Origin of the sequence: Prevotella disiens (assembly GCF_900454955.1) — a bacterium.
GTDB lineage: Bacteria > Bacteroidota > Bacteroidia > Bacteroidales > Bacteroidaceae > Prevotella > Prevotella disiens.
This window is the reverse complement of record NZ_UGTL01000001.1, coordinates 1,912,256-1,927,223: the sequence shown is the minus strand read 5'-3', so window position 1 is coordinate 1,927,223 and position 14,968 is coordinate 1,912,256. Positions and strand designations below refer to the sequence as shown.

The window sequence follows — 14,968 nt, the reverse complement described above, 5'->3', positions numbered from 1 at the left end:
AGGTAAATCAAGATAGCTTGTCATAAAATCACAAGCTACCTTGATATTGATATAAAGTACTTAAGGATTAGTTGTGCCTGTACTTGTAGAATCCGTAGGGGTAGAAGGGGTACTTGGTTTTCCATTACCACAACTGCATTGATGGCCATTAGCACCAACAATTTTAATTCCAAACTTACCACCAACAATGGCATCCAATTCTGTAGGTGCGAGTTCCTCTACATTAAGAACTTCGCTAAATGAAAGTGTATTATTCATTTTGTAATTATTATTATATTTTGTCTACTCTTATAGATTTTCGACTTTTTCTCCTTTTAAATTACAGTGAGGTCTGTTTTTATAATCTTGTCGACTTGATTATTTCTGTTGCAAATATATTTATATCTCCAAATTATATCGTTACACTTTTGTGTAATTCTGAATTTGTTGTCTGAAATATTACACAAAAGTGTAATCATGCTGCCTTGCAAAGCTCACCATATTTGGAAAAGAAACCCTTGATACCTCTTTTACTGGAACATACAGGAACGGTCTCTGATGTAAGGTAGTCTATGGGTTTCCCTATTTGGTGTGTGCCAAATCCCAAGCCCTTCATTACTTTCAATAGTTTGCTGTCAATCTCTGCAATCATATAGCTGTACTTATCCTCAACTATCGGCTTTACTGCCAATGCCATTAACCGCTTGAATAAAGTCAATGTGGATATTCTCGAATCCTTTACAACGGCAAAGCGTCCGATATGCCAAAAACTATATTTACTTTCCTGATGAATAGCATTCAGCGGGTTTATCCCATATATTTTTTCGATAGGAAGAGTCTTGTGCTTATCCCAATGAAAACTCCTGATGCAGCCAATTATATTCCCAAAGGCATCCCTTGCAATATAGATATGAGATTCGTTATCATACAGATATTCCTCTTCTTCAAGCACTGATTTGATATCTTCATTTATTTCTTTCTCTGTAAATGAAGATAAGTGATGGGAGTAATTTTCCCTGACTACAAACTGTGCTATTTCCAACAGACTCGTTTTGTCTGCCATGAAGATAGCGTAGTCCTTAAATGTTGCAATCTGTTTTTCCATAATGCTTTTTAATTCTTGATTTATACGGCAAAAATACTTCCTATGCAAATATCATCTATTACACTTTTGTGTAATTTGGCATCTCTCTCTTTGTTTTTTACACTTTGTGTAATCTTTTTGCAGTATTCCGCATTAAAAATGTACTTTTGTAGTGAAATATATCAGAGAACCTTAACACGTTTAGCATATATGACAGACATAAAAGATTTTTTATCGCATCAAATACCGTACGCAATGCACCAGATTATGACTCACATGTATTATCTACATTAGTACAAACGTTAGAGGCATTTGCACGTGTGACTTATCAGAGCGTTTACTTGATAGACTATTACAGGCAGGAGTTTCTTTATGTGTCGGACAACCCTTTGTTTCTTTGTGGGCATACGGCAAGGGAGGTGAAGGAATTAGGGTACAGTTTTTACTTGAAACATGTGCCGGAGGAGGAACAAAAAATGCTCGTGGAGCTGAACAGCAGTGGTTTTAAGTTCTTCGATACTTTCGACAACGTTGATAAATACCAATGCTCTATGTCCTATCATTTTCATCTGAAGAGTGGAACGAGGAGCAAACTAATCAATCATCAGCTTACTCCTATACTATTAACCGATGAGGGCAAGATATGGATTGGAATGTGTGTCGTGTCTCTGTCTTCGCATAAAACAGCTGACACGTTGAGTTTCACAAGAATGGACAACAGAAATATTGGAAATACTCTTTCGAGGGACATCGGTGGCAGGAATATATTAGTGTATCGCTTAAAGAAGAAGAGCTTGAAGTTCTCAGACTATCTGTGGCTGGTCTTACGATGGCAGAAATTGCAGACAGAATGTGTCGGTCGTTAGACTCCATTAAATTCTACAAACGCCACGCCTTTGAAAAATTAGGTGTGGCGAATATTACAGAAGCTATTTCAAGGGCAACCTTAAACAAATTGTTCTGAAAACTATACTTCGCTTATTGCAAAAGTGAGGAGAAATAGAATTTTGGAAAATAGTTCACAGGTTTTCCTGTGGCAAGATTGTACATTGCTGTTGTACACAATCCCGCTGCAATCCAGGATGCTATGGACAGTTGTGGAGGTGGTAGCATTTCGCTTTCTTCTCTATATTGAGTAACGATTTTATCCAGCCACTCCTTTGGCTGATTCCAAAAAGCTCCGTGTCCGGTAACATACTCAGCTACCTTTAATTCAAATCCCTTAAATCCGTCTGACAATTCTGATATGGAGTGTCCCAATGGGTCTGCGATTGTAACAAAACCTGCCCAACCAAAGTTGTATGGGTGCAGTACGGGAATTTTCTTTCTTTGCATATTTCATCAAAGACGAATGGGTCTTATCCTTAAAGTCCAAGGCATTGATAGCCACATCATGTCCATTCAGCATCTCTTCGATGTTATCAGGAGTCAAGAACTCTATATGGAAATCTATCTGTGCATCAGGATTGATGCTTAGCAAACGCTCAGCCAAGCACTCTGCCTTGTATCTACCAATGTCATCCTCCGTATAGTTCTGCCTGTTAAGGTTGCTTCTCTCAACCTTATCACCATCGGCAATTGTAATATGCTCGAAACCAAACCGCAAAGCACATTCAGCCACGATACTACCAATGCCTGCACCACCAAGGAATATGTTATAATCCTTAATCAAACTTTGTTCCTTCTCGCTCACATAGAGCCTGTTTCTACTGTATCTGTCTTCCATAACTACATATTTAATTTGTGACAAAAGTAAATGCTTAAACACACACATGCACTACACAAAAGTGTAAAAAACTCTCATTCCACTGATTATTTTAGATTTTATAACATATTCAGAGCGTGATATGCTATTCCTGATAATGTTCGTCTAATAATCTCTCCAAGTCCGACATCTTATAGAGTATCTTCCCTGCGAATTGCGTATAGGGGATAACTTTCCTGTCCCTATAGTCCTGCAAGGTACGAGGGCTGATATACAGCCGCTCACATACTTCCTTGCTCGTTAGGAAATGCTCACCGCCAAACAGCGGTTTATGTGTCTGTGCCACTTCCTTTATCCGTCTGTTGACTCCTTCAAGTGCGGACAGCACCCCCTGCATATCATCCGCTTCCATGTTCAAGTCCTTTACTGATTCCATAATATCCTTCTCTTATTTGTTATTCTTTATTCTGTCTGTTTTCGATTTCTCCGATTTGCTTTGGAGCAATAGCTCCACATCCTCACGCCTGTAATAGCACTTATGCCCGATTTGCGAGAAAGGCAGCACGCCTGTATCTCGATAGTGCTGCAATGTGCGCTTGCTGATGTTAAGCAACTTGCACACATCACCGTTGTGCAGCCAATCGGTATGCTTGCTTTGTTCTCCAAATGCCTTATGGCAGGTTTCAGCAAGGCTAAGTATCTCATTTCTGAGCCTTGTCCAATTTGAATCCGTAATGATAAAATATCCCATAATTCTATTGTTGTTTTGTTTGTAATTCTGTCTTATTGGTATTGACAATACCTTTGCCTGTTTTGCGTATCATTGCACGTTTATGTCTGCAAAAGTATGATGAGTTTATTATACTTCAAAGCAGCAGGGAACAGCAGGGAAATATCGGGAACTTCAAGGAAAAAGACAATGCATTTTATCAGCAGCCGTTTGCACCTTCTTACCCTATTTTTTTTCTTTCACCGTCCGTTGGGTACAAAGATATGGTGCTGTATCTCCTATTCAATCGTTTTTCGCCCAAGTGGCAGCTTGTGACACTCTTGGTGTGGACAAACGCTACCCTATTTCTGTGCTGATTCTATTGTTTGCAATATTGGTGCTGAATACTGCAAACGTGTGCAGAGGGTACACTTCTACCTCTGTCTTTCCTTGCTATTTTATCTTCTGTTTTGACTTAATTTGGGCTTCAATCAGTCATTTCTTTTCCTGTCTCCTCAAAAATCCGTGCGAACTTTATTGCGAATGAACGCAACATTATGCAAGCACTCTCCGAATGCTTGGAACTTTCATCTTCTCGTAATAACTTCACTCTCTGAAACCAAACCAAGCATATAATGAAGAAGAATGCAGATAAAAGTAAATCGAAGGGAGGAAACAATATGCCTAAGCAAAGGAAGACTTCCTCCAAAAACGGTGAGATAGAAACTTATCTCTCCTCTTATTATGAGTTCAGATACAACACGGTGTTGGGAAGAACTGAATACAGGGGCAAGGATGATACTCACTTCTCAAAAGTGGGTCGCTATGAAATCAACACGCTCCGCAGGGAACTTGATAACTATGTGGGCATCGTTACTTCTTCCGACAATCTCTATTCCATCATAGAAAGCAGCTTCTCTCCACGTATCAATCCCATACAGGAGTATTTCAAGGGATTGCCCTTGGTGGATATTGATAATAGCAGTGGTAATAACAGTGGCAATAGCGATAGTTATGCTTATGGCAGTAAGAGTAATGGTAATAATGAAAACAATAGCTGTTGTGATATTTCTTCCCTTTCATTGAAAGCCATTCCCGAATTGGCAAGTTGCGTAGTTGTGCGCAACTCTGACAAGTGGCTGCCATACCTTACCAAATGGCTCGTGGCAGTGGTCGCCAACGCCATGGACGACCGTGAATGCCGTAACCATACCTGTCTTGTACTGACAGGCGAGCAGGGCAAGTTCAAGACAACTTTCCTTGACTTGCTCTGCCCACCTGCCCTGCATGGTTACAGCTACACGGGAAAGATATATCCGCAAGAGAAGGACACGCTTACCTATATAGGGCAAAACCTCATCGTAAACATTGACGACCAGCTCAAAGCCCTCAACAAGCGTGACGAGAACGAACTGAAAAACCTCATCACCTGTCCGATGGTCAAGTACCGTATGCCTTACGACAAGTATGTGGAGGAACATCCACATTTGGCGAGTTTCGTTGCATCGGTAAATGGTAACGATTTCCTTACCGACCCCACAGGCAGCAGACGGTTTCTGCCCTTTGAAGTGCTTTCCATAGATATTGAGAGAGCAAAAGCTATCTCGATGGACAATGTTTATGCGGAAGCCAAAGCCCTGTTAAAGTCAGGTTTTCGCTATTGGTTTGACGATGACGAGATTGCCGAACTATATAGAGAGAGTGAAGACTTTCAAGTACAAACTGCAGAGATGGAGCTTTTGTTGCGTTGTTTTGAAAAGCCAACGGAGGATGAAAGTTATTCGTTAATGACCACTACGGAGATACTCACTTATTTGGGTATTTATACTCACCAACCACTTGTTGCCAAGCGTATGGGCGAAGCCTTGAAGAAAGCAGGATACATAAAGGTGAGCAAACGAAGAAACGGTAGTAGCCCTATTTATGTCTACAAGATTAGGAAAATCTTGCCATGCCCGCTCCTTCAAACTTGTAGTAGCCAAATGTAGTAGAATGTGTAGTATTGTCTTATACTACAAAGTAATACTGATTATCAATCACTTATTACAAAATAGTATGTAGTAAGAAGAAAGATGAAAAAGTTTGGAGGGGAAAAACTTTGGAAAAGGTAAAACCACAAAAACAGACAAACATAAATAATTATTATTCAACCCATTAATGTATCAAAACAATGAAAAAAGAAGATTTATCACGTATCAAGCGATACCCCATCGTGGAGTATCTTGAAAGGAAAGGCATCAAGCCTGTACGTAGGACTGCTGCCTATGCCCTGTATTGTTCACCGCTCAGGGAGGAAACGCATCCGAGTTTTAAGGTGGACACAGAGAAGAACCTCTGGATAGATTATGCCGAAGGTAGGGGCGGAAGTATCATTGACCTCTGTATGCGCTTGGAAGGCTGCACGCTATCGGAAGCCATTTGCTGTTTGGAACAAAACGCTTCCGATAATATAACATATAGTTCTCGTAAAGACTTCGTGCCAAATAATTCCCAGCCTGTGATGGCTATAAATGGAGCAAGGAGACTGATAGAAATATCAGACACCCTGCCACCACATTTGCAGGAGTATCTTGCGAGGGAACGCTGCATTGACTTGGAAAAGGCAATGCCATTTCTTAAATGTATCACTTATGAGGTAAGGGGCAGATGTTACGAAGCCATCGGCTTTGCCAATCTCTCTGGCGGCTATGAGCTTCGGGACAATAAAACGTTCAAGGGAACGATAGCTCCGAAAGACATTACTCCTATATTCACCGACAAGATAATAAACCAAATACAGCCAACTTGTGTATTCGAGGGTTTTATGGATTTTCTTTCTTTTCTTTCAATGAAAGAAGAAGTAACAAGTGCCTGCCTTGTGCTAAACTCCGTGAGCAATACCGCCAAAGCAATTCGGTATATGAATGCGCAGGGAATATCTTTCATTCGTGCCTTCCTTGACAATGACGATGCTGGGCGGAGAGCTGTGCAGGAGTTTGCAGGGGCAGGCTTTCATGTTGAGGACATGAGCATACACTACAAGGATTTCAAAGACCTCAACGAGTTTCATGTCAGTCATGTCCGTGAGCGACAGAAGCATAAAGGGCAGATACAGGCACACATGTCGATTACAGACCAAAATCAAAACAAGGAATCAAAACAAGTCAAACATAAAATCAGATAGAGAAATGAAAAAGAAAACAATGATGAATGACAAAGACCTTTCGTGGTTCTTGGACAACCAAGATGATGAAATGGACAATGAGGTAATCCCACAGACGGAAGCACACCCCGTTCCTGTAGAGGAAACAACAACGGACGTAGAAATGAATGAGGACAGTGTTAGTCAAGGAGAAGCGGATATCACTTCTGGGAAATCCGAGCATACACGGCATACTGAGAATATGGCTGTTCAAAGACGTATCAGTGCCAAAATGAGAAAGGAAACGCTTGAAGCCTACAAGCAAGCCTACCTTGTCCCAACAAAACTGAGCAACCGAAAGGCGGTCTATCTAAGCCTAGAAACGCATGAGCGTGCCGACTTCATCGTGCGCAGATTGGGCGACAAGGGCAGCAACCTTTCAAGTTTCGTGGAGAACATCGTGCGCATTCATTTGGAGGAGTATGGTGAGGACATAGAGAAGTGGAGAAAGCTGTGAGGCACAGGAAAAGGGAGCGAGGACTTTTGGGAAAAGGGGCTATTATTCCACTTAAAACCCTCAACCCTTTTTTAGAGAACATATCAACAGACATTTGTCAAACATACTGAATGATGAGAACACCACGAACACAGTTAAACACGGAATGCACAGCATTCACTTTCAAGCAGCAAAACGCCTTGTGCGTAAACGTTTCGTTAGCTGATATTGCAAGACGTCAGTTTGTACCCACAAACTGCGCCCAGCTCCCCTCGTCAGACTATCGGGGAGATAAGACCGTAATCACTCCGTTCTCATCGGTCAGCATTCAGGAATTAAACAACAACAAATCATATTCAATGATTAACTTTCAAGGAAACTTATATGAACAGATACAAAGGAAAAGCTGCCCGATGGCAGCAATGGGATAAGGAAGAACAGAGGATGAACAAGACAGAGTTCATCAAGGTAAGATGCACCTTAGAAGAAAAGCAGCGTATTAAGTCAAAGGCAGAAAGTGCGGGACGGAAATTCTCCGATTATTGTCGGGAAATACTCCTTAACGGAGAAGTAACAGCCGTTCCCAAGATGACCGACAATGAGAGGGAAGCCATTGCCATCCTCCAACATACAGGAAGATTCTATGGGCAGGTTTCCAACCTCATCAAGGTCAAGGACGAAGATTGGCTACATATCACAAAGAACCTCTCGCTATGTGCCAAAGAAGCATTTAAGCGATTTTACGACCCGCATTTTCGTGTGGACGATGAGGTATATAAGGTCTTAAATCTAACAAGAAATGATAGGAAAATGTAAGGCGATAGCGCACGGCAGCACAGCTTTGGACTATATTTTCAGGGAAGGCAAACTCGGTAGTCGGCTTGCATTCCACAATCTTTGCAGCAGAGATCCAAAGACTATCTATGAGGAAATGAAAGTGGTCAGTGACTACAACAGCCGTTGCAGGAACAAGTTTCTCCGTATCGAAATCGGCATCGCACCGCAGGACGAGAAAAAGCTGTCTGTGTCCGAATATATGTGGATAGCCCATTTGTTTGCCAAGCGAATGAGACTTGACAACCACCAATGGGTGGCAGTAACGCACAAGGACACCGACAACACACACATTCACATCATCGCCAACCGTATCAGTCTGTACGGAGAGGTCTATGATACCACTTTTGCGAGCAACAGGGCAGCGAGAGTGGCAGAGGAAATAAGCAGAGAGAAAGGCTTGACTATCGCAAAGGAGGTCAAAACAAACAAAAAATACCAAAAGGAAAAATCTAACCCAACGAGAGAGCAAACAAAGAAAGAGGTACAGCAAATCTGTTATTCCCTGCTTGACAAGTACAAAGGAACAGGTATCACGGGGCATTCCATGTTCCTTTATGAATTGAACAAAAACGGCATTACCATAGAGCGTATGAAGAACAAGCAGGGCAAGGTATATGGCTTGAAGTTCTCATACGCAGGGCAATCCTTCAAGGCTTCCGAAATCGGCAGGGAGTTCGGCTACCATTCCTTGCAGAAGAACTTTGAAGCAACCAACAAGGAAGAACAGAAGAAACCACGCCAAACGATACAAGAGCCAATAGAAAAGGAAGAACAACCTGATAAAGGCTACCAACTTGTACCTAAAAGCCGTTCATACATACCAAAAGCATCAAAAGAAACTCCGCAGATTGCACAGGTTATCGGTACAATGGCAGATGCAGCCATTAGCGCAGCCGATGAAGCAGTGGAAGGATTGGTCGATTTGATTACACCATCCGCACATGGTGATGACTATGCCGAAGCAGCATGGCAGCGTAAACTCAGATACCAAGCCAATAGAAAGAAAAGACGAGGAAGAGGAATATAACCCACAACCAGACAATCAATCAAAAATGCAGAAAGAAGAATATTTCATCAAAAACGCTTGTTATTCGGTAACAAAGTCTTATCTTTGCAAACAGAATAACAAGCGTTCTTTGTTAGGCAGAAAACAGCGAAGCCAAGTAGCTCGCTCGTTTCCAAATCGTTACCTGTTTAGTTGTATCAATAAGGTAACTTCTTTATTTTCAGATAGATATATTTTTATAATTATCTTAGGCTGCGAAAGTGCCTGTTTTGAAGTCCAAAACAGGCACTTTCAAATTTGATAGAAATAGGCATTGTTCTAAATTCCATAAAATTAGGGTTCTTCATTAATTTGAAACGAAGAATAAAATATAACTGAAAAATTCATTCACGAGTCCATTTCTCAATTATTATAGTGCATCAACCAAATTAAGGAAAGCCCGTTTTTGCATTCTCAATATATTCTTTTACGTTTTAAAGTAAAGTTTAAAACAAATATTAGTACCTTCGCAAGGGTACATACAAGTGCCTATTGCTACTACTTTCGGCATAATTATTCCTATATTGATGCACAAGCATACAAAATTCAATAGAATTTATAAACTTGATACGCTCTTAAATACTTCACAACAAAAATAAAAAAATACCGCTCAAGGGTTATTATACATTCCCCTTAAGCGGTAATTTGTTCTTTGTCGGTCTAAAAAATAAATTCGTACTTATTTTGTTGTCGTTGAAGCAATTGCTTTTGCACGTTCCAAAGCTAAGTTGATATGGCTACAGATATTCTCATGTCCTAACCGTTCATCGAATTTGCATTTTAATAAAATACTTTCGGTGGTATTGTTCCGTCTGGAAGATACCACCTTTTTTCACTATAATCAAAACTATCATGACTTTTTGCCTGCAATAACTTCATTGTACAGAAAAAAAGTGTACCTTTGCGCTCGCAAAATCAAATTATATCATATAAATAAGGTAAAAGAAAATTGAATTTTAGCTATCTAAATAGAGGCGAAAGCAATAAGTCTACAAAATATTTTATGAGAAAAAAGGTTATATATATTCTTGCTCTGTTCCTTACAGTGCCTACGTTGTTCGGCTTATTAGCCTTCACAGAAAAAGGAAAGGAAACCGATTGGAGTAAAAAGCATATAGCCATTCTTGGTGATTCAAACACATGGTTGGGAGGAGACGAATGCGATAAGCCCAAAGGGTGGAACAAATGGTTTAAAGAAACATTGAAACCAGCAAGTTGTAAAAGCTACGCACGGAGTGGCGCAACGTGGACAAACACACTGAATACTATTAGAAATATCTCGGATTATTCAGAACGTTTGTCGGATAATAACGTTATTTACAATCAGATAGAACGCCTACACAATGCAGTTGAAACAGGAGTTCAATCTGTACCAGACATCGTTATCATTGCTGCTGGCACAAACGATGCGTGGTTTCAAGCCAAACGCCCACAAGCATTTGCAGAAACAAACAAAGAAGTGTTTGCTATTTCGGAAACAGACTTGTTGCAACGCAAACCGTCTGAGGTGCTTTCAGTGGCAGCTTCGGTTAGATATTCTTGTTTGTTAGTAAAAAAATATTTCCCAAAGTCGGTCATTATCTTGCTAACACCTATGCAAACCACGGCAACAAGTTTGCAGAACATTACAAAGACGGGCAACATTATTGAGGAATGTGCCAGAAAAATGAATGTATTGGTTATCAGACAAGACAAAATAAGTTGTGTGAAACGTTCCATAGAGTTGCGCCGAAAAACATATACTGCCGATGGTACACACACAAATAGTAAAGGAGCGCATAAAAATGGAGTTATGCTCGCTCAGGAAATAAAAAAAATCATACCTTAAAATAGAAAAAAATAGAAAATGGTATTCTCTGATTTATTTTTCTTATTCGTATTTATTCCACTTTTTGCATTGTGCTATTTGATAGCATCATTGATAGAAAAGCCACGCGAAGACTCTGACAAAATAGAATCTTTTGCCTTTAGAAATTCGATATTGGTAGTGTTCTCGCTCATTTTTTATGCATGGGGCGAGCCTGTTTACGTTTTTTTGATGATAGGTAGCGTATTTGTCAATTACTTAATTGGACTATTAATTCATCGCAATAAGAACGGGAAACGAAAAGCTGCACTCGCTTTTGGCGTAACTTTCAACTTAATTTTGCTCGGAACATTCAAGTATTTAGGCTTTTTTGCAGCCCAATTTTTGTCAATAGGCATTCAGTTTGATGTGCCTTCAATAGCTTTACCAATTGGAATTAGCTTTTATACGTTCCAAACACTGTCTTATCTTGTTGATGTTTACCGCCAAGAAGCACCTGTACAGAAAAGGTTTTTAAACCTACTTTTGTACATTTCGATGTTTCCACAACTCATTGCTGGTCCTATTGTGCGATACGATACTGTGGCAAGAGAAATTACAAATCGTAAGGTTTCAAGCACCGATGTTTCGGAAGGATTATTCCGTTTTCTTATTGGATTGGGTAAAAAAGTGATTCTTGCCAATCAGTTTTCAGAAATAGCCAATCAGTTTTTGGTGTCAGGCTTGCCCAATTTGTCTACTTCGGGAGCATGGATAGGCATATTTGCCTTTACTTTCCAAATCTATTACGACTTCTCTGGCTACTCGGATATGGCTATTGGCATTGGACGTTGTTTAGGTTTCCACTTTAATGAGAACTTTAACCACCCGTATTGCTGCAATTCTATAACCGATTTCTGGCGACGTTGGCACATTTCTTTGGGAAGTTTCTTCCGCGATTATGTCTATATTCCGTTAGGAGGGAACAGAAAACATCAAGCATTCAACATTCTTTTTGTGTGGACACTTACAGGAATGTGGCATGGAGCAAGTTGGAATTTCATTATTTGGGGACTCTATTTCGGCATTATTATCTCGATAGAGAAGTTCACTATATTGCGTTTGAAAAGTAAAATCTTTGCTCCTTTCTTGCATCTTTACAGCCTTTTGTTAGTTGTAATAGGTTGGGGCATTTTCTATTTCGATGACTTTTCAAAAATGCAACACTTCTTTAATGCTTTCTTCGGGAATGTTCCAAATGGTATAGACTTTCTTACCACAACGGCATTAACCGATAACTTTTGGCTTTGGGCTGCTGCTATTCTCTTTGCCATGCCAATAAGAAGAATCATTGCTTCGCTTTTCGATAGATTTTTGGGTAGATTCCAATTTGTACACGGCACATTGCTTTTCACAACTCGTTTGGTTATCAGCATTTGCCTATTAATTTTGAGCGTTGCACTACTCGTTGGTGCAACCAATAACGCTTTCATTTATACTCGTTTTTAAGAAAAATGATGAAACAAAAAAAGATATTTCTCACTGCTTTATTAAGTATTTTAACCGCCTTTGCATGGGCGCAAGATGCAGAACAACCTGCACGCCGCACCAATAGAGGCATTATCGTTGTTCCAAACGGAGCGCAAACCAGAGCATTTGAACCTTTTTCAGGAAAAACGGAAAACGGAATTAAGTATGCAGAAGCCGTAAATGCGTTTGCAAAAGCATTTGAAGGACAAGCTAAAGTTTACATCATGACGATTCCAAATGCCGTAGCTTTTTATTGTCCACAAAGTGTATCAGAATGGACAAAAGACGAAAAGCAAGGGATAGATAATATTTATCATCATCTTTCGGAGGAGGTAATACAAGTTGATGTTTACGGTGCTCTGCTCCCACATGTCGAAAAACCGATTTATCTTAGAACAGACCACCATTGGGCACCATTGGGAGCATACTATGCAACAGAGGCTTTTGCACAAAAAGCCAACGTAACGTATAGAAATTTAAATGAATATGAACCTCGAACACTCTCTAATTTTGTTGGTACAATGTATAAATTCTCGGGCGATATAGCAGTAAAAAATGCTCCAGAAGATTTTGTTTACTATGTTCCAAAAGACTCTAATTACTCAGCAACCTTTATAAAATATCAAATGAAAGGTAGGAGCGTAATCGGTGAAAGTAAACCTACACCCGACCATTTCTTCTATTCTTATAAAAATGGGAGTTCATTAGCCTACATGACTTTTATGGGGGGAGATGCGCGAACCGTAAGTATCAAAACAAATACAAAGAATGGAAGATACTTAATGATACTAAAAGATAGTTATGGAAATGCCATTCCAGGCTATCTTTTTGGCTCATTTGAAGAAATTCATGTAGTAGATTTTAGATATTTCCACCATAGTATCAAGGATTTTGTTATACAAAATAAAATTACGGATATTCTCTTTGCAAATAATTTGATACACGCTTATTCACCTTCAACAGCAGCAGCCTACCAAAAATTGCTCGTAAGAAATGATTAATTTTTAGCCTAAAATTGAAGCAAACATAATGAAAACTCATAAAATATATTTGGTTGTAATCGCAATAATATTGCTTGCAATTACAATTGTCTTCAACTTTTTTCCTCGCACACGTATTTCGATTTTAGAAAAACGTGAACTAAAAAAATTCCCAACATTCTCGTTTGAAAGTCTGTGGTCGGGTAATTTCACAAAAGAAGTTACTGCATGGTTCAGCGATAGCGAGCCTTATCGCGACGAAATTATGGCACTTAGTATGGAAGTAAAAGGAAAAATGCGTTTGGCAACAACCGAAAATCAAGTTACATTCCATGCCTCTAAAGACGGAATGCAACAAGATAATTCGCCAAAAGGCGACCGCAATATCACTGAATATAACAACGAAGTTACAGCCGATGAAAACGCAAAAATAGCCAATGCTGGTATCATCGTGGTTGGAAACGGACCAAAAGTGCGTGCATTAATGGCGTTTGGTGGGTCGGCAACAGGCGGTGTTAGCTATGTAGAGGCAGCCAATAAATATAAAGAAATCTTTGGAAATAAGGTAAATGTATATTGTATGGTCATTCCAACTGCCGTAGAATATTACTGTCCCGAACAGGTTAAGAAAGCAAGCAATAGCGAACGTGCCACAATTCAAAACATGTACACGCATTTGCGCCCTGATATTTACGCCGTTGATGCTTACACAGCTTTAGGACGCCATGCCAAAGAAGACATTTTCTTAAGAACCGACCACCATTGGGCACCTTTAGGAGCTTATTATGCGGCAGAAGCATTCTGCAAAATGGCTAAAGTGCCTTTCAAATCATTAAAAAGTTACCAAAGAAAGGTGGTAAAAGGATACATCGGAAGTATGTACGCTTACTCAAAAGACATAGCAATAAAAAATGCCCCAGAGGACTTTGTCTACTACGAACCCCAAGGAATAAAATACCAAACAACGTACATTGATTATACGATTAATAAAGATTACAAAACAACAGGCATTGGAAAGCCACGTCAAGGTTCATTCTTCTATCATTATAAAGATGGAAGTGCAGGCGCATATTGTACATTCATGGGAGGCGATACACGCTTGACAGTTGTAAGAACTGGTAATAAAAATAAACGCCGACTCATCATTTTGAAAGACAGTTTCGGCAATGCTTTACCAGGTTTCTTATTCTATTCCTTTGAGGAAATTCATGTTATAGATTCAAGATATTTCACAGATAACATGAAAAAGTATGTAGCAAAAAATAAAATTACGGATATTCTTTTTGCTAATAATATTTTTAAAGCCTATTCAAAACACACCTACGAGGCATTTTTACGTTTCCTTTCGCAACCTGACGGAACACTAAGGGGAAAGGAAACAAAGGCTACAAAGCAAGAAGACAATACTAAAAATAAGGAGAAAGCAGAGAAAATAAAGGCTGAAAGAAAATCGGTTGAAAAGAAAGAAATGTCCAAACAGCACGAAACGCAGCCGCAAAAGCCAAAACAACCTTCAGCAAATGAAGAAAAAAGAAACACGTCTACTCAGAATAATAGCGAAGAACGTTTAAATTAAGACCAATTTTGACTTCTTTTCGTTAATTTACCTCACATCATAATAAAAAGTTTTTCATAACAAACCAACCCTTAAAAAGTTTTTTATATCTAACAATTCGATATATAAAATACTTTTTAA

Annotated in this window: 14 protein-coding genes and 2 pseudogenes; 11 read left to right on the top strand and 5 right to left on the bottom strand. The window is 39.5% G+C overall.

Features of this window, described 5'->3' with window-relative positions; genetic code table 11:
• Positions 1 to 60: 60 nt before the first annotated feature.
• Positions 61 to 258, bottom strand: a complete 198-nt coding sequence (locus tag DYI03_RS08505) for a hypothetical protein (RefSeq protein WP_021668316.1) — start codon at positions 256 to 258, stop codon at positions 61 to 63.
• 196 nt (positions 259 to 454) lie between these two features.
• Positions 455 to 1,084 (bottom strand): hypothetical protein, encoded by a 630-nt coding sequence (locus DYI03_RS08500; protein ID WP_021668315.1) that lies wholly within the window; start codon positions 1,082 to 1,084, stop codon positions 455 to 457.
• 189 nt (positions 1,085 to 1,273) lie between these two features.
• Between DYI03_RS08500 and DYI03_RS08495 the strand changes: the two are divergent.
• Positions 1,274 to 2,027, top strand: a pseudogene (locus DYI03_RS08495) (helix-turn-helix domain-containing protein).
• Between the two features lie 14 nt (positions 2,028 to 2,041).
• Here DYI03_RS08495 and DYI03_RS08490 read toward each other — a convergent pair.
• From DYI03_RS08490 to DYI03_RS08480, 3 genes and pseudogenes are all read right to left on the bottom strand, one after another.
• A pseudogene (locus tag DYI03_RS08490) lies at positions 2,042 to 2,789 on the bottom strand (ThiF family adenylyltransferase).
• Between the two features lie 124 nt (positions 2,790 to 2,913).
• Entirely contained in the window at positions 2,914 to 3,204 is a 291-nt protein-coding gene (locus DYI03_RS08485; RefSeq protein WP_021668312.1) for a helix-turn-helix domain-containing protein, read from the bottom strand.
• Positions 3,205 to 3,216: 12 nt separating this feature from the next.
• Complete coding sequence (locus DYI03_RS08480; protein ID WP_025064785.1) at positions 3,217 to 3,519, bottom strand: helix-turn-helix domain-containing protein; 303 nt, start codon at positions 3,517 to 3,519, stop codon at positions 3,217 to 3,219.
• A gap of 593 nt (positions 3,520 to 4,112) precedes the next feature.
• Between DYI03_RS08480 and DYI03_RS08475 the strand changes: the two genes are divergently transcribed.
• From DYI03_RS08475 to DYI03_RS08425, 10 genes are all read left to right on the top strand, one after another.
• Positions 4,113 to 5,465: a virulence-associated E family protein gene (locus DYI03_RS08475; RefSeq protein ID WP_115367904.1), complete on the top strand. Its 1,353-nt coding sequence runs from the start codon at positions 4,113 to 4,115 to the stop codon at positions 5,463 to 5,465.
• A 182-nt stretch (positions 5,466 to 5,647) separates the two neighbouring features.
• Entirely contained in the window at positions 5,648 to 6,640 is a 993-nt protein-coding gene (locus DYI03_RS08470; protein ID WP_115367905.1) for a toprim domain-containing protein, read from the top strand.
• Between the two features lie 4 nt (positions 6,641 to 6,644).
• Entirely contained in the window at positions 6,645 to 7,115 is a 471-nt protein-coding gene (locus DYI03_RS08465; RefSeq protein WP_025064902.1) for a DUF3408 domain-containing protein, read from the top strand.
• A gap of 110 nt (positions 7,116 to 7,225) precedes the next feature.
• Positions 7,226 to 7,525 (top strand): hypothetical protein, encoded by a 300-nt coding sequence (locus tag DYI03_RS13315; protein WP_147287665.1) that lies wholly within the window; start codon positions 7,226 to 7,228, stop codon positions 7,523 to 7,525.
• Positions 7,479 to 7,910 carry a plasmid mobilization protein gene (locus tag DYI03_RS08460; RefSeq protein ID WP_115367906.1) on the top strand — a complete coding sequence of 144 codons (432 nt, stop codon included), beginning with the start codon at positions 7,479 to 7,481 and terminating at the stop codon, positions 7,908 to 7,910. The genes DYI03_RS13315 and DYI03_RS08460 overlap by 47 nt, the downstream gene beginning before the upstream one ends.
• Positions 7,894 to 8,958 (top strand): relaxase/mobilization nuclease domain-containing protein, encoded by a 1,065-nt coding sequence (locus DYI03_RS08455; protein WP_115367907.1) that lies wholly within the window; start codon positions 7,894 to 7,896, stop codon positions 8,956 to 8,958. The genes DYI03_RS08460 and DYI03_RS08455 overlap by 17 nt, the downstream gene beginning before the upstream one ends.
• Positions 8,959 to 9,979: 1,021 nt before the next feature.
• The gene (locus DYI03_RS08440; protein ID WP_021669399.1) at positions 9,980 to 10,804 is read left to right on the top strand and encodes an SGNH/GDSL hydrolase family protein; all 825 of its coding nucleotides are present in this window, start codon (positions 9,980 to 9,982) and stop codon (positions 10,802 to 10,804) included.
• 18 nt (positions 10,805 to 10,822) lie between these two features.
• Entirely contained in the window at positions 10,823 to 12,271 is a 1,449-nt protein-coding gene (locus DYI03_RS08435; protein ID WP_021669400.1) for an MBOAT family O-acyltransferase, read from the top strand.
• A gap of 5 nt (positions 12,272 to 12,276) precedes the next feature.
• Positions 12,277 to 13,293: a DHHW family protein gene (locus DYI03_RS08430; protein WP_021669401.1), complete on the top strand. Its 1,017-nt coding sequence runs from the start codon at positions 12,277 to 12,279 to the stop codon at positions 13,291 to 13,293.
• A gap of 28 nt (positions 13,294 to 13,321) precedes the next feature.
• Positions 13,322 to 14,848, top strand: a complete 1,527-nt coding sequence (locus DYI03_RS08425) for a DHHW family protein (protein ID WP_021669402.1) — start codon at positions 13,322 to 13,324, stop codon at positions 14,846 to 14,848.
• Positions 14,849 to 14,968: the final 120 nt, after the last annotated feature.

Bases quoted from the DNA above. Each gene is read 5' to 3' on its own strand.
- DYI03_RS08465 (WP_025064902.1), top strand. From the start codon at position 6,645: ATGAAAAAGAAAACAATGATGAATGACAAAGACCTTTCGTGGTTCTTG.
- DYI03_RS08430 (WP_021669401.1), top strand. From the start codon at position 12,277: ATGATGAAACAAAAAAAGATATTTCTCACTGCTTTATTAAGTATTTTA.
- DYI03_RS08460 (WP_115367906.1), top strand. From the start codon at position 7,479: ATGAACAGATACAAAGGAAAAGCTGCCCGATGGCAGCAATGGGATAAG.
- DYI03_RS08470 (WP_115367905.1), top strand. From the start codon at position 5,648: ATGAAAAAAGAAGATTTATCACGTATCAAGCGATACCCCATCGTGGAG.
- DYI03_RS08475 (WP_115367904.1), top strand. From the start codon at position 4,113: ATGAAGAAGAATGCAGATAAAAGTAAATCGAAGGGAGGAAACAATATG.
- DYI03_RS08455 (WP_115367907.1), top strand. From the start codon at position 7,894: ATGATAGGAAAATGTAAGGCGATAGCGCACGGCAGCACAGCTTTGGAC.
- DYI03_RS08505 (WP_021668316.1), bottom strand. From the start codon at position 258: ATGAATAATACACTTTCATTTAGCGAAGTTCTTAATGTAGAGGAACTC.
- DYI03_RS08485 (WP_021668312.1), bottom strand. From the start codon at position 3,204: ATGGAATCAGTAAAGGACTTGAACATGGAAGCGGATGATATGCAGGGG.
- DYI03_RS08500 (WP_021668315.1), bottom strand. From the start codon at position 1,084: ATGGAAAAACAGATTGCAACATTTAAGGACTACGCTATCTTCATGGCA.
- DYI03_RS08425 (WP_021669402.1), top strand. From the start codon at position 13,322: ATGAAAACTCATAAAATATATTTGGTTGTAATCGCAATAATATTGCTT.
- DYI03_RS08440 (WP_021669399.1), top strand. From the start codon at position 9,980: ATGAGAAAAAAGGTTATATATATTCTTGCTCTGTTCCTTACAGTGCCT.
- DYI03_RS08435 (WP_021669400.1), top strand. From the start codon at position 10,823: ATGGTATTCTCTGATTTATTTTTCTTATTCGTATTTATTCCACTTTTT.
- DYI03_RS08480 (WP_025064785.1), bottom strand. From the start codon at position 3,519: ATGGGATATTTTATCATTACGGATTCAAATTGGACAAGGCTCAGAAAT.
- DYI03_RS13315 (WP_147287665.1), top strand. From the start codon at position 7,226: ATGATGAGAACACCACGAACACAGTTAAACACGGAATGCACAGCATTC.